At 71.3% G+C, this 17,557-nt stretch carries 14 protein-coding genes; 10 read left to right on the forward strand and 4 right to left on the reverse strand.

The genetic code is table 11. From position 1 onward, the window contains the following. The first annotated feature begins 121 nt into the window (after window positions 1-121). The 3 genes from AXE84_RS06565 to pth all read left to right on the forward strand — a co-directional run bounded on the left by AXE84_RS06565 (window position 122) and on the right by pth (window position 3,372). Window positions 122-1,354, forward strand: coding sequence for an integrase core domain-containing protein (locus AXE84_RS06565; RefSeq protein WP_060956695.1), 1,233 nt, complete (start codon window positions 122-124; stop codon window positions 1,352-1,354). 704 nt (window positions 1,355-2,058) lie between these two features. Continuing rightward, the gene (locus tag AXE84_RS06570) at window positions 2,059-2,670 is read left to right on the forward strand and encodes a 50S ribosomal protein L25/general stress protein Ctc (protein WP_060957288.1); all 612 of its coding nucleotides are present in this window, start codon (window positions 2,059-2,061) and stop codon (window positions 2,668-2,670) included. Between the two features lie 99 nt (window positions 2,671-2,769). Further along, window positions 2,770-3,372, forward strand: a complete 603-nt coding sequence (gene pth / locus AXE84_RS06575; RefSeq protein ID WP_060957289.1) for an aminoacyl-tRNA hydrolase — start codon at window positions 2,770-2,772, stop codon at window positions 3,370-3,372. 11 nt (window positions 3,373-3,383) lie between these two features. Here pth and AXE84_RS06580 read toward each other — a convergent pair whose 3' ends face one another. From AXE84_RS06580 to AXE84_RS06595, 4 genes are all read right to left on the reverse strand, one after another. After that, the gene (locus tag AXE84_RS06580; RefSeq protein ID WP_060957290.1) at window positions 3,384-4,118 is read right to left on the reverse strand and encodes a response regulator; all 735 of its coding nucleotides are present in this window, start codon (window positions 4,116-4,118) and stop codon (window positions 3,384-3,386) included. Beyond that, a complete protein-coding gene (locus tag AXE84_RS06585; RefSeq protein ID WP_081093108.1) occupies window positions 4,100-5,779 on the reverse strand; it encodes a sensor histidine kinase in 1,680 nt (559 codons plus the stop codon). Before AXE84_RS06585 ends, AXE84_RS06580 begins: the two co-directional genes overlap by 19 nt. 234 nt (window positions 5,780-6,013) lie before the next feature. Beyond that, window positions 6,014-6,916, reverse strand: a complete 903-nt coding sequence (locus AXE84_RS06590) for an ABC transporter permease (protein WP_060957291.1) — start codon at window positions 6,914-6,916, stop codon at window positions 6,014-6,016. A gap of 69 nt (window positions 6,917-6,985) precedes the next feature. Further along, window positions 6,986-7,954, reverse strand: a complete 969-nt coding sequence (locus AXE84_RS06595) for an ABC transporter ATP-binding protein (RefSeq protein ID WP_060957292.1) — start codon at window positions 7,952-7,954, stop codon at window positions 6,986-6,988. Window positions 7,955-8,388: 434 nt separating this feature from the next. Here AXE84_RS06595 and AXE84_RS06600 point away from each other — a divergent pair, with 434 nt between their 5' ends. The 7 genes from AXE84_RS06600 (at window position 8,389) to AXE84_RS06630 (ending at window position 17,426) form a co-directional block, all read left to right on the forward strand. Next, window positions 8,389-9,363, forward strand: a complete 975-nt coding sequence (locus AXE84_RS06600; RefSeq protein WP_060957293.1) for a Bax inhibitor-1/YccA family membrane protein — start codon at window positions 8,389-8,391, stop codon at window positions 9,361-9,363. A gap of 213 nt (window positions 9,364-9,576) precedes the next feature. Beyond that, entirely contained in the window at window positions 9,577-9,984 is a 408-nt protein-coding gene (locus AXE84_RS06605; RefSeq protein ID WP_003787493.1) for an FKBP-type peptidyl-prolyl cis-trans isomerase, read from the forward strand. A gap of 368 nt (window positions 9,985-10,352) precedes the next feature. After that, a complete protein-coding gene (gene ilvD / locus AXE84_RS06610; RefSeq protein ID WP_010613899.1) occupies window positions 10,353-12,239 on the forward strand; it encodes a dihydroxy-acid dehydratase in 1,887 nt (628 codons plus the stop codon). Between the two features lie 81 nt (window positions 12,240-12,320). Next, window positions 12,321-13,172, forward strand: coding sequence for an ATP-binding cassette domain-containing protein (locus AXE84_RS06615; protein WP_060957294.1), 852 nt, complete (start codon window positions 12,321-12,323; stop codon window positions 13,170-13,172). Beyond that, window positions 13,169-14,083: an ABC transporter ATP-binding protein gene (locus tag AXE84_RS06620; RefSeq protein ID WP_060957295.1), complete on the forward strand. Its 915-nt coding sequence runs from the start codon at window positions 13,169-13,171 to the stop codon at window positions 14,081-14,083. The genes AXE84_RS06615 and AXE84_RS06620 overlap by 4 nt, the downstream gene beginning before the upstream one ends. 47 nt (window positions 14,084-14,130) lie before the next feature. After that, entirely contained in the window at window positions 14,131-15,684 is a 1,554-nt protein-coding gene (locus tag AXE84_RS06625) for an ABC transporter substrate-binding protein (protein ID WP_060957296.1), read from the forward strand. Between the two features lie 5 nt (window positions 15,685-15,689). Then, window positions 15,690-17,426 (forward strand): ABC transporter permease subunit, encoded by a 1,737-nt coding sequence (locus AXE84_RS06630; protein WP_060957297.1) that lies wholly within the window; start codon window positions 15,690-15,692, stop codon window positions 17,424-17,426. Window positions 17,427-17,557: the final 131 nt, after the last annotated feature.

Genomic DNA, 17,557 nt, shown 5'->3' on the forward strand with positions numbered 1-17,557 from the left:
AGAGTTTCGGATGTCATGACATCTGAGACACTGGTGGGGTGGGTTGCCTGGGGTTATGGGTAACTCGATTTCGCCGTCTCGTCGTGAGCAGGTCATAGGTTTTGACTCCAGGACCAGTGGGATGAGCGTGGAGGAGTTCTGCGCTCAGGTGGGTATCTCGCGGGCCTCGTTCTACCGGATACGCCGACGCGCTGAGCACGAGGGCCTGGCTGCCGCGCTGACGGCGCGTTCACGGGCCCCGCGCCACCCGGCGCGGGTGTGGGACCAGGGCACTGATGAGCGCATCGCCCAGGTTCGCGCCGACCTGCTCGCCGCCGGCCGGGAGGCGGGTCCGGCCTCGGTGTGGTGGGTGATGAGCCAGGGCGCCAGCGTTCCGGCTCCCTCGCGCGCGACGATCGCCCGCAGCCTACGCAGAGCCGGCCTGGTGGTCCCCGCCCCGCGCAAGCGGCCCAGGACGTCGTACAAGCGCTTCACCCGCAGCGCGGCCAACGAGCTGTGGCAGATCGACGGCTTCCAATGGCACCTGGAGGACCGTCTGGTGACCGTCTACCAGGTCGTTGACGACTGCTCGCGGGTCATCACCGCCCTGAGGGCCTGCTGGGGCGGTGAGAGCGTGGCAGGCGCCCGCATGGTCCTTGAGGAGGCCTTCGCCACCTGGGGGCGTCCGGCGGCGATCCTGTCGGACAACGCGCTGGCGTTCAACACCAGCCGTATCACTGGCCCGGGAGCCACCGAGAAGTGGCTGGCATCCCTGGGGGTGCGTCCCATCAGCGGGCGGGTGGGCCACCCTCAGACCCAGGGCAAGGTCGAGCGCTCCCACCAGCCGGCAGCCGCCTGGCTGCGCGCCCACCCGGCCAGCACCCTTGAGGAGCTCAACGCCGAGCTGGACCGCTTCACCAGCTACTACAACACCGAGCGCCAGCACCAGGGCCACGGCGTCGCACTGACCCCGCTGAGGGTATGGGCTCAGACCCCCAGGGCGCTGGCCAGCCCAGCCCCCATCGACCTGGAGCGCCTACCAGCCGGTGGCGGCCCCATCAGCCTGCCCGACCCCGCCGATCCCGACCAGGCCGTGGACCGCGCCCGACGCACCGTGATGTCCAACGGGTGCGTGTCCTACAAGGACCGTGCACTGTCACTGGGCCAGACCATGCGCGGCGTCGAGGTCACCCTGATCGAGTACACCACGCGCCTGGACCTCTACGACCCCGACGGGCGCCGCTTCGTGTCCCTGCCCTGGCCCCAACCCACCCAGAGGCAGCAAGGCAACCGCTCCACCATCGACACCAAGAAACCGCCCTACCGACTCATCCCGCTACCACCCCGACGCCCCCGAACGTCTCACAGGTCATAACCCCCACCGGTGTCTCAGAAGTCATGACACTCAAACGTCTCAGAAGTCATGACACTCAAATGTCTCAGAAGTGAGGAGACAGCACAGTGCCTTCAACCCTCGACCGCGCGACCTAAGGATCGACCGCGCGAGCCGGTTCGGCTTTGCTGAGGCTCGTCGCATGCGCCCGGCGGGTCGGCGGTGTCCATGGTGCTGACATTGAACGCGCACCGGTGTCGTACACCGAGAAGAAACCGCAGTATTCCAACGATCCTCGCTGGCCGTTTCGGCGGCTGGCTCGTTAATGTCAGCGCTGTGGACACTGGGCTGTCGGCCCGCTCCCACCCCGAGTCGGCCTACTCCACGAGGGTGGGGAACCACTAGCCAAGGGTTGTGCATACTGCACGAACCCCCGACCCCCGTGGAGTACCCCCGACCCTCCTCCAGTAGCCCCCGACCCTCGTGCATCGCGTCCAGACGACGACGGGAGCCATCCGGGTGCCGACCGGCCCTGCCAGGTGGGGCGCCTCACCGGCTGTGCGGCTGTTCGCCCGCCTCACCCATGCCGTAGTCTTGCCCACGTTGCCCCGGCGAGGGACGCGCCAACACGGCGCGCATCCGTGATCGACGTGGTGGTACCTGGCGGTACTGCGCGTCGTCGCGCCCAGCCGGACCACCATCAGCCGCGGGGCACCGGGCCCCGCCTCATCCGCAAGGAGAGCCACATGGCCAACAACGCCATCACCCTCAAGGCCCAGGACCGCACCGAGTTCGGCAAGGGCTCGGCCCGCCAGGCCCGCCGCGCCGGCCAGGTCCCCGCCGTCGTCTACGGCCACGGCACCGAGCCCCGCCACCTCCTGCTCGAGGAGCACGCCACCCGCCTGGCCCTGCGCAGCAACGACAACGCCCTGGTCGAGCTGGACATCGCCGGCGGCGAGACCCTCCTGGCCCTGGCCAAGGACGTGCAGCGTCACCCCATCCGCCCCGGCGTGCAGCACGTCGACTTCCTCCTGGTGGACCGCAACGAGCGTGTCGACGTCGAGGTCCCGGTCACCGTCATCGGTGAGGCCGCCCCCGGCACCATCCACATGATCGAGGCCGCCACCGTCTTGGTCTCCGCCCCGGCCGTCTCCGTGCCCGAGGCCATCGAGGTCGATGTCACCGGCGTCGCCGCCGGCACCGTCCTGACCCTTGCCGACATCGCCCTGCCCAAGGGCGTCGAGGCCGTCGCCGACGCCGAGACCGCCGTGGTCAACGTGGCCAACGAGCACGCCGTCGCCTCCGAGGTCTCCGAGGAGGCCCCCGCTGAGGGCGACGCCGAGGCCGAGGCCGAGTGAATCGCGCGTGATTGACATGCCCAGCCATGACGACGCGCCGGCAGACGCCTCCCGCACCACCCGTGCCGCCCGCGCCGGGCTTACCCCGGGGTGGGGCGCATGAGTGAGGCCTGGCTCGTCGTCGGGCTGGGGAACCCCGGGACCCGGTACGCCCGCAACCGCCACAACGTCGGCTACATGGTGCTTGACGTCCTGGCCGAGCGCACCGGGTCCCGGTTCTCCCAGCACAAGAAGGCTCGCGCCCGCGTGGCCGAGGGCAGGCTGGGCATGATGCCCGGCGGAGCCCCCGGCCCCCGCGTCATCCTGGCCGAGCCCTCGGTGCTCATGAACCTCTCCGGCGGCCCCGTGGCCGGGCTCGTCTCCTACTACGGGATCGACCCCGCCAGCCGCCTGCTCGTCATCCACGACGAGCTCGACCTGCCCGCCCACGAGCTGCGCCTCAAGCGCGGCGGCGGCGAAGGCGGTCACAACGGCCTGCGCTCCATCAGTAAGTCCATCTCCACCAAGGACTACGCGCGCCTGCGGGTAGGCATTGGCCGCCCGCCGGGCCGCCAGGACCCCTCCGACTTCGTCCTGTCCGACTTCCCCGGCCGCGAGCGAGCCGACCTCGGCGTCACCCTGGAGCAGGCCGCCGACGCCGTCGAGCAGGTCGTCACTCTCGGTTTCGACGACGCCCAGCAGCGCCTCCACGCTCCCCGCTGACGTGCGGTCCCTCAGGCCATGAGGCCGGTCTCGTAGGCGACGACGACGGCCTGGACCCGGTCGCGCACATCGAGCTTGGCGAGCACGTTGCCCACGTGGGTCTTGACAGTGGTGGCCGAGACGACGAGGTGCGCGGCGATCTCCGCGTTCGACATGCCCTGACTCATGAGCACGAGGATCTCCTTCTCGCGCGGGGTCAGTGACTCGATCCGCGGATCGCAGGAGGACTGCTCCGGCGCCTCCGAGCTCGGCAGGGAGGCGGCGAACATCTCCAGCATCCGCTGGGTGATGCGCGGCGAGACGACCGCCTCCCCTGAGGCCACGGTGCGGATCGCCTCAGCGAGCTCGGTGGGCCGGGTGTCCTTGAGCAGGAAACCGGAGGCTCCGGCGCGCAGCCCGGCGAAGGCGTACTCGTCCAGGTCGAAGGTGGTCAGGATGAGTACGCGCGTGCCCGGGCACTCCTGGGCGATGCGCTCGGTGGCCTCGATGCCGTTCATGCCCGGCATGCGCACGTCCATGAGGATGACGTCGGGGTGCAGGGCCCTGGCCTGGGCCAGGGCGGAGGTGCCGTCGGAGGCCTCGCCGACGACGGTGATGTCCTCCTCGGCCTCCAGCACCATGCGGAAGCCCATGCGCATGAGCGCCTGGTCGTCGGCGAGCACGACGCTGACCGGGCCGCGGACCTCGCCGGGGTGCTCCGACCCTCCAGGCTGGAGAGGATCGCCGCTCACAGGGGCGTCTGCCATGAGAAAGTCCCTTCGTCATGCTCGTCCCAGCGCAGGACCGCGCGGACTCGCCAACCCGTGGGAGTCGGGCCGGCCTGTACGGTCCCACCATAGACCGATGCGCGTTCACGCATGCCGATCAGCCCCTTGCCGGATCCGTGCATCGGGCGCGTGCCGGGGGCGGCGTCGTTGTCCACGGTGAGGACCACGGTGCCGATGTGCCGCTCGACGTCGACGCTGACGGCCGGCGTCGTGGGCGCGTAGCGCAGCACGTTGGTCAGGGCCTCCTGGGCGATGCGGAACACGGTGAGCTGGAGGGCCTTGTCCTCCGGGAGCGCCGCGCCCACCCACCGGTAGGTGACGGGCACTCCTGCTGCCTCGAAGCGTTTGACGAGCTCGGTGATGTCGGCCTGCTCGGGGGAGGGAGCCAGGGGCAGGTCGCCGCGGGAGCGGTCGCCCGCACCGTTGGTGGCCTGCTGGCGCAGGTTGGCGATGGGGGCGCTGGGCTCGACCGGCGTCACCGTCCCCAGGGGGGCGAACTCGGGCACCGGCAGGTCGCGGACCTCGTGCTGGTGGGCCGACGACGAGGAGCCCTCTGAGGGGGCTGAGGGCTCCGGGGACTGCGCACTCCTGCCCGTCAGGTTCCAGCGGGGGCGGCCGGCGGGGTCGGGCTGGTCGGAGAGTGGCGCCGCGCTGTCAACACCGGCTGAGGAGGCAGGTCCCGATGATGCCTCCGAGGCGGTGGCCTGCCCCGCGGCGACTGAGGGGTCCTCTCGCAGGACCCCCACCAGGCGGCGGGTGTCGGCCAGGGCACTGCGTCCGGCCTCGGCCAGGGTCTCCATGGCCTGCTTGGCCGTGGCCGGGTTGCGCTCCACGGTGGCGGCGGCGCCGTCGGCCATGGTGATCATGACGGCCAGGGAATGGGCGACGACGTCGTGCATCTCCCGGGCGATGCGACTGCGCTCCTCAGCGGCCGCCAGCAGCGCCGCCTGCTCACTGGCCAGAGCCATTCGGGTCGAGCGCAGCTCCATGGCCTTGAGCCGCAGGCGGGCGGAGCGGGCGTTGAAGCCGACCAGGATGCCGACCAGGATGAAGAGAACGAGGATGACGGTGGTGCGCAGGAGCTCCCCAACCGTCATGCTGGGAGTCGTCAGGCTGAGGTCCGCCGTGAGAACCGCCAGGGAGATGGCCCCCGCGGTCCATGCAGCGGCCGGCCTGCGGTGCGAGGCGATGGTGCCCAGGGCGAAGGGGAGTGACATCAGCCCCATACCACTGACGCCGAGGGTCGCGTACAGCTGCTGCTCCGTCGTGAAGTGGAAGAACCGCAGGACTGCGAACTGATAGACCTCCGGGATCAGGAGGATGGCGGCCCAGCTCCACACGGGGCAGCGCCGACGAAGTGCCAGCGCAATTCCCAACAGCGCGATCGCGATCAAGGCCAGGGGCAGGATGGGGTAGGTCTTCACCGGGCTACTCGGCCGCAGGAGAAAAGCGATACCCGTGACGAGGGTGTAGACGATGACGCCGGCGGCGATGGAGATGTCGACGATCATCGGGTGGCGGTGGTACCACGAGCGGATCGTGCGCAGCAGTCCCCGTGGCTCGGGCGCGAGCTCCAGGTCGTCCTCATCGGGCATGGTGGTGCTGCGGCCGGGCTGAGGGGGTGGCAGCTGGCTGGACATAGGAATCAGTGTGTCATTCCAAGGGGTCGTGATCGACGCTGACGTGTGCGGTTGAGGGACCCGCTTGCGACGATGAGGGCTCTTCCCTCCCTGGTCGGAGGCGGGGATCGCCGGGCCGGGGGAGGGCGTCGCGGGCAGGGAACGGATGAGGGTCCGTAGAAGTGCGGGGTCGGTCAGGGGCGCGGGGGCTGACATGGGTATCACCTCCGGGCTGACTGCGGGGGAGTGTCCCGCTCAGGCGTCGCGTCGGGAGAAGACGAACCAGGCGGCGATGAGCGGGACGAGCGCCCAGGCGGCGAAGACCGCGATGGCCTGGCCGTGGGTGAGGAACTGAGCACCCTGCCCGCCCCACTCGGTGGTGCGCTGGAACGGGTCGGAGACGGCCTGGGCGACGGTGCTGGGCAGGCAACCGATGATCTTGAAGACCCAATCCCACTTGCTGGCCGCGAGCTGGAGGGGAGCGGTGATGATGAACAGGAGGGAGACGATCACGGTGACAGTGCCGGCGGTGGAGCGCAGCAGGAAGCCGAGCCCCAGAGCCATGAGTGCGATGACGGCGAAGACCAGGCCCGAGCCCCAGATGTGACCGGCGTAGTGCGAGTCGGTGAGGGAACCGGCGTGCTCGCCGATGAAGGGCTTGGAGATCGCCCAGGAAAGGAACACGGACAGGCTTCCCAGGAGGAAGGAGACGACGGCCAAGACCACTGCCTTGGCCAGCAGGAGCTGCCCGCGCCTGGGGACGGCGGCCAGGGAGGAGCGGATCTGACCGGAGGAGTACTCCCCGGTGATGATGAGGGCTCCCAGGACCGCGACCACGACCTGCCCGAACGTCAGACCGGAGGTAATGAAGTCCTTGGCCACGTCCTGGTACTGCTCGGAGCGTCCGAAGGCGGCGGTGAGGCCAGCGCCGAACAGAACGGTCAGGGTGATGGTGATGAAGGAGGTGATCCAGGACGAGCGCAGGGACCAGAACTTGATCCACTCCGCGCGCACGGAACGCAGGAGAGTCTGGCGGCCCTGAATGTGTGGGCCGGCTGGGCGCGGGGCTCGACCTGCAGGGGCGGTCCCGACGGCGCTGCGTGCCGGTGCGGGGCCTGCGGGAGCGGCGGAGGCGTGTGCTGGAATGTGGCTACTCATGGCTGGACCTTCTGGAGTGAGACGAATGGAGCGGTTGATGGCGAGCGCGGCGCGCTGAGGGCTCGGGCCTCAGCCCCGGGCAGAGGCCTGCGGCACGGCCTGTGGCACGGCCTGCTGCACCTGGTTCTGGGAGGTGGGATCGGCGCGGTACTCCACGGAGTCGCTGGTCAGAGTCATGTAGGCCTCTTCGAGGCTGGCGCGGATGGTGGTGAGCTCGTGCAGGACGATGCCGCCCTGGGCGGCCAGCTCGCCGATGGTGGCGGCGGTGGTCGCGGTGGTCTCCAGGACGTTGGGGGCCACGGGCCGGGCGGCCAGGTTGCGGGAGGCCATGAGCTCGGCGAGCTCGGTGGCCTGAGGGGAGGCCACGCGCACCCGATCGGTGGTGGCCGAGGCGATGACGTCGTCGACCGGGCCGGCCGTGAGGATCCGGCCGCGGCCGATGACCAGGAGGTGGTCGGCGGTCTGGGCCATCTCGCTCATGAGGTGGGAGGAGATGAACACGGTGCGGCCCTCGCCGGCCAGGCGGCGGCAGGTCTCACGCACCCACTTGACCCCTTCGGGGTCCAGGCCGTTGACGGGCTCGTCGAACAGGAGCACACCGGGGTCGCCCAGCAGGGCTGCCGCGATGCCCAGGCGCTGGCCCATGCCCAGGGAGAAGCCCTTGACGCGCTTCTTGGCCACCGAGGTCAGGCCAGTGATGTCGAGGACCTCATCGACCCGCTTGGCGGGGATGCCGTTGGAGGCGGCCAGCTGGCGCAGGTGGTTGCGGGCGCTGCGCGAGCCGTGCAGGCCCTTGGCGTCCAGCAGGGCGCCGACCTCGCACAGGGGGGCCGACAGCTGCCGGTAGGGGCGCCCGTTGATGGCGACCTTGCCGCTGGTGGGCTTGTCCAGGCCCATGATCATGCGCATCGTGGTGGACTTGCCCGCCCCGTTGGGACCCAGGAAGCCGGTGACGGTGCCGGGTTCGACGGTGAAGGAGATGTTGTCCACCGCGGTCTTCTTGCCGTAGCGCTTGGTGAGATTGACTGCCTCGATCATGATGTTCTCTCTTCCACGTGGGCCTCTGGCCAGGGGGTGGATGGATCTCCGTGGTTCCTCCAGGGGGCTGCTCCCACGGAGCAACCGGATGGCTCCAGCCTAGGAAAGCGCCGTCGTCGGCGAATCGGCCGAGGTGACGAACCCGGGTTCGGCCGGGGTGGGTCCGTCAGGGGGAGGAGGGTCCTCCTGGAGGATGAGAACCGATCGGTCGATGTGACGCCGTAGGGCGTCGAGGAGACGGCGGCACTTGGTGCGCGAGTGGGGATCTCTCCCCACATGGCTACGTTGTGAGGGAAATAGGTTCCCCTGACCAGGCGGGGGCTGCGCATAATATGCGCAGTTTCCGGTGCCGGTCCGTGGCGGCCGGACCGGACTGCGAGCGGCGGCCTCTCCGGGCCGACGGTCCCAGCCCCCTCAGAGAGGATGAGAGGAACATGTCCAATCCCTTCTTCAGCCGAAGCACCGCCTTCAAGGAAGGCGGCCATGCGCCTGGGACCGCCCCGGCCCAGACGCCCAACGGCTACCCCACCATGCCCGGCTACCAGGCCGGCCAGTACGGCCAGCAGGCAAGCGGCTACGGCCAGCAGTACGGTCAGGCCGCCGGCCAGTACGGCAACCAGTACGGTCAGCAGGTGGCCGGCTACGGCCAGGTGACTCCCGAGCAGATGGCCGGCCTGGAGACCCAGTACCAGGCGCCGTCGGCCACCAACGCGGACATGCGCCGCATGACCTACGACGACGTCATCATCCGCACTGCCGGCATGTTCGCCGTCATCCTGGCCATGGGCGCCCTGACCTGGAGCCTGGTGACCAATGAGGCGACTTTCGGTATGGGCGCCGCGGCGGTGCTCGCCGGCGTCATCGGCAGCATCGTCCTCGGTCTGGTCAACAGCTTCAAGCGGGAGCCCTCCCCGGCCCTCATCCTGGCCTACGCGGCCTTCGAGGGGCTGATGCTGGGTGGCGTCTCCGGCGTCATGGAGGCCCGCTACGAGGGGATCGTCGTCCAGGCCGTGCTCGCGACGCTGGCCACCTTCGGCGCCATGCTCGCGGCCTACTCCTATGGCGGCTTCCGGGTCCAGGGCAGGTTCCGTCGAGTGGTGGTCGTGGCCACCTTCGGCTACATGATCTTCAGCCTCATCAACTTCGTCCTCATGGTGACCGGCGCCACTACTGGCGCCTGGGGCCTGCGCTCCCTGACCATCATGGGGATTCCGCTGGGAGTCCCGCTGGGAATCCTCGCGGTCATCCTGGCCTCCTTCTTCCTGGCGATCGACTTCGAGTCCATTGAGAACGGGGTCCGCAACGGGCTGCCCCGGCGCTACGCCTGGGCGGGGGCCTTCGGCCTGGTCGTCACCCTCGTGTGGCTCTACGTGGAGTTCCTCCGCCTGCTGAGCTACTTCCGCGACTGAGCGCACGGCGCGGGGCCGGGCCCGGTTCGCCCGGTCCGGCCTGACACCACCACCTCGGCTGGGGCCGGGACGCATGTGATGCGTTCCGGCCCCAGTTGCATGCTCGCCCACCCGGCGGTGCCGCCCCGGCTGCTGTCCGCCCCGGTCACCGGGTTCGCGCTGGGCCGAGGCCCGCTGCGGCGTCGAACCGGGGGCCTCACGTAGGCTCGCCGCATGATCAACACCAACATGCCCTCCGTCGAGGGCGCCAAGGGCACGAAGCCCACGCTCACCTTCCCCGGGACCGAGGCCCCCGAGGGGCTCCAGGTCCAGGTGCTCGACGCCGGCGACGGCCAGGTGGTCGAGGCCGGCGACACGATCGTGGCCAACTACCTGGGCCAGATCTGGGGCGGCGACGTCTTCGACAACTCCTACGACCGCGGCCAGCCGCTGAACTTCCAGGTCGGCGTCGGCATGGTCATCCGCGGCTGGGACGACGGCCTCGTGGGCCAGCGCGTCGGCTCGCGCCTGCTGCTGTCCATCCCCTCCGAGCTCGGCTACGGCGACCGCGGCGTCCCGCAGGCCGGCATCCGCGGCGGCGACACCCTCGTCTTCGTCACGGAGATCCTCGGCGTCATGTGAGCCAGGCCCACTGAGCCACTGACCGCGCGTTCGCACGGTAGGTGCCCAGGACCGCACCCTGACAGTGCGTCCCGGAGCCCTGCTGTGCGAACGCGCGTCTGCTTCCGTGACGCAAGCCCGGTGTTCCGCAAATCGTGGTGGTGAGCGTGGCCCTCCTCGGGAGCGGGACGACGGCCCGAGACCGCGCCGGGGGTGGTCTTGGCGCGTCTCAGTGCGTCTCAGCGCGTCTCAGGGACAGGAAGCGAAGCGGCGCCCGGAGCCAACGAGGGCTACGCTATGGCAACACGGCGTCGTGAAGCGCTGGCCACCCCCTGAGGCCGGCTCCTTACGACGCCGTTCCAGTCCGTCTGCCCGAGAAGGAATCGCTCATGCCGCAGTACCGCAGCGCCACCTCCACCCACGGCCGCAACATGGCGGGCGCCCGTGCACTGTGGCGTGCCACCGGCGTCAAGGACTCCGACTTCGGCAAACCGATCATCGCCATCGCGAACTCCTTCACCCAGTTCGTCCCCGGGCACGTGGGCCTGCGCGACGTCGGACGCCTCGTGGCCACCGAGATCGAGGCCGCCGGGGGCCTGGCCAAGGAGTTCAACACCATCGCCGTCGACGACGGCATCGCCATGGGCCACGACGGCATGCTCTACTCCCTGCCCAGTCGCGATCTCATCGCGGACTCCGTGGAGTACATGGTCAGCGCCCACTGCGCCGACGCCCTCGTGTGCATCTCCAACTGCGACAAGATCACCCCGGGCATGCTCATGGCCGCCATGCGCCTCAACATCCCGGCCATCTTCATCTCCGGCGGCCCCATGGAGTCGGGCAAGATGACCGCCGCCGACGGCACCACCCGCAAGCTCGACCTCATCGACGCCATGATGGACGCCGCCGACCCCACCGTCTCCGACGAGACCATCAGCGCCATCGAGCGCCTGGCCTGCCCCACCTGCGGCTCCTGCTCGGGCATGTTCACCGCCAACTCCATGAACTGCCTCACCGAGGCCCTCGGCCTGGCCCTGCCCATGAACGGCACCCTGCTGGCCACCCACGCGGACCGCGGCGAGCTCTTCAAGCGCGTCGGCCACCAGATCGTCGAGATCACCCGGGCCTACTACGAGCACGACGACGCCTCCGTCCTGCCGCGTTCCATCGCCACCAAGGCGGCCTTCGAGAACGCCATGAGCCTGGACATCGCCATGGGCGGCTCCACCAACACCGTCCTGCACCTGCTGGCCGCCGCCCAGGAGGCCGAGGTCGACTTCACCATGGCCGACATCGACCGCCTCTCGCGCAAGGTCCCCCACCTGGCCAAGGTCGCGCCCTCGACGAACCTCTACCACATCGAGGATGTCCACCGCGCCGGCGGCATCATCGGCATCCTCGGCGAGCTCGACCGCGGTGGCCTGCTGGAGACCACCACTTCCAACGTCCTGGGCACCACCCTGGGTGAGGAGCTCGCCGCCTACGACATCGCCCGCCCCGGCCCCGACGGCGTTCCCGGCTCCCAGGTCAGCGAGGAGATCCGCACCGGTTACCTCGCCGCCCCCGCCGGCGTGCGCACCACCGAGATGTTCTCCCAGGCCTCCCGCTGGGAGTCCCTCGACACCGACCGCGCTGCCGGCTGCATCCGCGACATCGAGCACGCCTACTCCGCCGACGGCGGCCTGGCCGTCCTCTTCGGCAACATTGCCGAGAAGGGCTGCATCGTCAAGACCGCCGGCGTGGACGAGTCGATCCTGACCTTCTCCGGGCCCGCCGTCGTCTTCGAGTCCCAGGAGGACGCCGTCGCCGGGATCCTCGGAAAGCAGGTGAAGTCCGGCGACGTCGTCATCATCAGCCACGAGGGACCGCGCGGCGGCCCCGGCATGCAGGAGATGCTCTACCCGACCACCTACATCAAGTCCATGCACCTGGGTAAGGAGTGCGCCCTGCTCACCGACGGGCGCTTCTCCGGGGGCACCTCCGGGCTCAGCATCGGCCACGTCTCCCCGGAGGCGGCAGCCGGGGGGCTCATCGGCCTGGTGCGCAGCGGCGACGTCATCGACATCGACATCCCGGGCCGCTCCATCTCCGTGCGCCTGAGCGAGGAGGAGATCGAGCGCCGCCGCGCCGAGGAGGAGGCCCGCGGCGAGGACGCCTGGACCCCGCACGTGGACCGCCCCCGCAAGGTCTCCGCAGCGCTGCGCGCCTACGCCATGCTCGCCACCAGCGCCGACCTGGGCGCCGTGCGCGACCTCAAGCGCCTCGGCATCAAGTAGCTCTCAGCGGCCGTCAGGGACGACCAGGGTTGACCAACTGCATATTTGAAAATCGTTGTCACTTGCACCTAGGGTTTGCGTGTGACAATCGTTCTCAGATCGCTGGTGGTGCGATCCGGCAGCACGACGTTGGTCAACGGCGTCGCCCTCCGCCTGGCCCCCGCAAGCCGGACCGCCCTGGTCGGCGCCTCCGGGGCGGGCAAGTCCCTCACCTGCGCCGCGCTCGCGGGTACCCTCCCGGCCTCCCTGGAGGTCGCCGGCTCCCTGACCGTTGAGCCCGACGTCGCCGACGCAGGCAGCGACCCGCGCGCGAGCTCCGACCAGGCGGACAGGGCAAGTGGCGTCAACCTGCTGGGTCTGCCCGCCGCCCGGCGCCCCCGGGGCAGCCGCATCGCGCTGGTCCCGCAGGACCACTCCACCGCCCTGCACCCGCTCATCGCGGTCGGCCGCCAGATCGCCCTGGCCTCCCAGGCGGCCGGACGCAGCCGGGACGAGGCAGATGAGCGAGCCACCGACTACCTCTACGCCGTCGGGCTCGACGAGTCCTTCGCCGACCGCGTCCCCGGGCGCCTCTCCGGAGGCCAGCGCCAACGCGTCAGCCTGGCCCTGGCCCTGGCCGCCGAACCCGCCCTCATCATCGCCGACGAGCCCACCACCGCCCTCGACGTCGTCGCCCGCGCCGAGATCCTCGGGCTCCTGAGCTCCCTGACCAGCCTGCCCCAGGCCCCCGCCCTGCTCCTCATCACCCACGACCTGCCCGCCGCCGCCATCTGCGAGAACATCGCCGTCCTCCACGACGGCGCCATCATCGAGTCGGGGCAGACCCGCTCCGTCCTGACCCGCCCCGAGCACCCGGTCACGGCCGCCATGTGCGAGGCCGGCGCCGAGGAAACCATCGACGGGGCCCTGGCCGCAGCGGGAGCCGCCGCATGAGCGGACTTGAGACCCGTGGCCTCAGGCGCTCCCACCCGGGGGCGGGCGGCGAGCGGCGAGAGGTGCTGCGCGGCGTGGACCTGCGCCTGGAGCCGGGGGAGAACGTGGCCCTCATCGGACGCTCAGGATGCGGCAAGACGACGCTGCTGCGCGCCCTGCTGCTGCTCGACTCCCCGGGGTCGGAAGACGCCGGCGAGATCCTGCTCGACGGCGAACCCGTGCGCCGAGGCGGAGCCCGAGCGCTGCGGGCCTTCCGGCGGGCTGTGCAGTACGTGCCCCAGGACGCCGCCGCCACCCTCCACCCGCGCCGCTCAGTGCTCGCGCAGGTGGCCACCCCGCTGCGCACCCTGGGGGTGGTGCGCGACCGTGAGGAGGCCACCAGTCGGGCCCGGCGGGTGCTGGAGAGCCTCGAGATTCGCCGCGAGATATGGGAGAGCCGGCCCCACGAGATCTCCGGCGGCCAGGCGCAGCGGGTCTCCATCGCCCGGGCCCTGGCCCTGTCCCCGCGCTACCTCCTGCTCGACGAGCCGGTCTCCGGGCTCGACCCCGCCCTGCGCCGCCAGACCCTCGACCTGCTCGCCGCCATCGAGGCCGACCCCGACGCCGCCACCAGCGATGAGCAGGAGCCCCCCGCCAAGTCCGGCGTGAGTGGCGAGCCGGAGCCCGCCCCAGCTGGTTCCGGCGCCGTGCCCGCCCCAGCTGGTTCCGGCGCCGTGCCCGCCCCAGCCCTGCTGGTGGTGTCGCACGACCTGGCCGCCGTCGCCCGCGTCTGCCAGCGGGCCCTGGTCATGGACGAGGGCTCCATCGTCGAGGACGCCCCCATGCGCCGCCTCCTCACTAAGCCCACGCACACGGCCACCCGCGCCCTGCGCGACGCCGTCCCCACCCTGCCGACCGCCGCCACCGACTGACGACCTCCCGACCGATGACACCCCGACCCAGGCCCGAAGGAGCACCCATGTCCCTGCCCGCCCCCGCCGTCACCCGCCGCCAGGTCCTCGCCGCCCTCGGCCTCGGAGCCGGAGCCGCCGCCATCGCCTCCTGCTCGCGCAGCTCCTCGGGCGACGGTCGCATCCGCCTGGCCATGTTCCATGCCCCCGAGGGCAAGCTCAACCCACTCACCGACGGCCTCAAGCTCACCCGGTGGTCCTGCGCCGAGAGCCTCACCACGCTCAACGCCGACGGCGATGCCGAGGAGCTGCTCGCCACCGCATGGAAGCGCGAGAGCGAGACCACCTGGCGACTCACCCTGCGCGAGGGCGTCACCTTCCACGACGGCACCGCCCTGAGCGCCGAGAACGTGGCCGCCGCCCTCACCTTCGCCGCCACCGCCGCCAAGCCGCCGCGCGTCCTGGACGGAGTCAAGCTCACCGCGAAGGCCGACGGCAAGGACCTCCTCCTGACCACCGCGGCCCCCGACCCCCTCATGCCGCAGCGCCTGTCCAGTCCCCAGCTCGTCATCCTGTCCCCGGCCGCCTACCCCAGTTCCGCCGACGGCGCCATCGACCCCGTCGGCCACGGCACCGGCGCCTTCATCCTCAAGCAGGCCAACGGCTCCTCCGGTGCCACCCTGGAACGCAACGACAAGTACTGGGGCACGAAGGCCACCGCCCCCGGCATCGACGTCACCTACGTTCCCGACGGCGCCGCCCGCGCCAACGCCCTGCGCACCGACACCGCTGACATCGTCGAGGCCGTCCCCGTCGCCCAGGTCGGCAACATCGACAAGAACCTTCTCCACGAGGTAGCCACCCCGCGCACCTCCACCCTCTACCTCAACACCCGCTCCGGCCCCTTCGCCGACCCCGCCCTGCGCGCCGCCGCCCGCAATGCCGTCGACCCCGCCGCCCTCATCAAGACCGTCTTCGAGGGCCACGCCGACTCCCCCGTCGGACTCCTGGGGCCGGCCGTGCCGTGGGCCGCCGAGCTGCGCGCCTGGAAGAAGGAGACCTACCCCGGAGCCTCGGGTGCGGCCGCCACCGGCAAGGTCCCCGGCGCCACCGCCGCCGGGACCGTCCCCGCCGGCACCGCCATCACCCTGGCCTCCTACACCGACCGCCCCGAGCTCGGAGAGATGGTCCCCCTCCTGGCCCAGCAGCTCGAGGCCGCCGGCTTCAAGGTCACCCAGGACGTGCGCGAGTACAACCAGATCGAGTCCGAGGCCCTGGCCGGCAAGTTCCACGCCGTCCTCGTGTCGCGCTCCACCGTCCTGGACTCCGGCGACGCCGTCGCCTACATGACCGCCGACTTCTCCTCCTCCGGCTCTTACTCCATGAGCGGCCTGCACGACGAGAAGGTCGACGCCGCCATCTCCCAGGCCGCCGCCACGCAGCCCGGCGACGAGCGCCACAAGGCCATCATGGCCGCCGAGCAGGCCATCCTCGCCTCCGGCGCCGCCATCCCGCTGGCCCACGAGCGCGTCATCCAGGGCGAGGCCGCCGGGGTCACCGGCGCCCAGCGCGACCCGGGCGAGCGCGCCCTCATCACCTCGGCCACGACCGTGAAGAAGTGAGCGGCGTGCTCACTCGGCTCGCCGGGTGCCTGCGAACGGGCGACCTCGTCACCGGCATCTCGCGCCTGCTCGCCCTGGCCTGCCTCGTGGGTCTGGTGGGCATGCTGCCATGGCTCTCGGGCAAGGACCCGGCCCTGACGATCCTGCGCGCCACCTCCTCCGACCGGGAGCCCACACCGGAGGTCCTGGCATCCATCCGCAAGAGCATCGGGATCGACGGCGGCCCCCTCCACGTCATCGGGCACTGGCTGGCCGGAGTGGCCCGCGGCGACCTGGGCCGCTCCTGGGTCTCGGGAGCCGACGTCGGCCCGGACGCCGTGGACGCCTTCGGAGTCTCCCTGAGCCTCATGGCCGCCGCGCTCGGCGTCGGAGTCATCGTGGCCGCCGCCCTGGTCCTGCCCGCCCTGCGCGACGGGCTGCGAGGGCGCCCCCGGCCCCGCGGCGGCGCCGCCTCCGCGGTCCTCATCTCCCTGCCCGAGTACCTCCTCGCCCCGATCCTCATGCTCGTCCTGGCCGTCTACCTCAGGATCCTGCCGCCCTTCGGGTGGGGCAGCCCCGAGAAGGTCATCATGCCGGCCCTCAGCCTGGGCCTGCCCACCGGCGGCTACCTCGGCGGACTCGTCTCCGACGCCGTCACCGCCACCTTCTCCGAACGGTGGGTGGCCACCTGGTCCACCGCCGGCATTCGCGGCCGACCCCTGGCAGGGGCCGTGCTGCGGCGGGCCCTGGCACCACTGACCGGGCAGGTGGCGCTCGTCGTCGTCGCCCTGACCGGCGGCGCGGTCGCCGTGGAGAAGATCTTCGCCATCCCCGGGCTGGGGCGCGAGCTCCTGGACGCCGCCTCCGCCCAGGACGTGCCGGCCCTCCAGGCCCAGATCCTGCTGCTGCTCGCCCTGGCGCTGACCACCGGCGTCATCGCCGGAGCGGTCCGACGCCTCCTCATGGGGCGGGCCGCTGGGGCGGGCGGACTCACAGCACCGCCCCCGGTGGAGCACCCGGGGCGGGCTGCCCGCGTCATCGCCGTCAGCGGTGCCGCCCTGCTGGCCCTCATGGTGGCCGTCGGGATCCGGCGCGACCCCTACGCCGTCGTCGCGGACAAGCTCGCACAGCCCAGCGCAGCCCTCCCGCTGGGCGCCGACTCGCTCGGGCGCGACGTGCTGGCACGGGTGGCTCACGGGGCCGTGTCCACGGTGAGCGGAGCCGTCATCGTCACGGTGGTCTGCTTCGTCATCGCCATCCTGGTGGGGCTGGCGCCGCGGGCGGCCACGGGGTTCATCGAGGTCGCCAACGCCGCCCCGCCGATCCTGGCCGGCCTCATCGTCGCCGGCGTCTCCGGGCCCAGCGCCACGGGCGCCGCCATCGCCGTGGCCGGCGTCGGCTGGGCGCCTCTGGCCTCCCACGCCGCCGGGCTCGTCGCCGAGAACCGGCAGCGCCCCGACGTCTTGCTCGCCCCGGTCCTGGGGGAGGGGCGGTTGCGGATCACCCTGACCCGGGTCCTGCCCGCCGTCGTCGGCCCCCTGGCGCGCCACGCGGCCCTGAGGCTGCCCGGCAAGGCCCTGGCCCTGGCCGCCCTGGGATTCCTCGGCCTGGGCGCCCAGAGCCCCGCACCGGAGTGGGGGCTGGTCCTGTCCGACGCGCTGCCCTACATCGAACGGGCCCCCTGGGCCGTGGCCACGCCCGCCGCCGCCCTCGTGGTCCTGTCGATCACATCGGTCGCCGCCTCCCGTAGCATGCGGCGCTGAGACCGCGGGGACCGCTGGAACCGTTGAGCCCGCTGAGGCCCGGTGGCAGCGGCCCGGCTCTGGCCCGGGCCGGGCGCGAGGGCTGCGCCGTCGGGCACAGACGATGAGGCGGGCGCCAACCGCGCAATGGG

The sequence above is a fragment of the Actinomyces oris genome (genome assembly GCF_001553935.1).
GTDB classification, from domain to species: Bacteria; Actinomycetota; Actinomycetes; order Actinomycetales; family Actinomycetaceae; genus Actinomyces; species Actinomyces oris_A.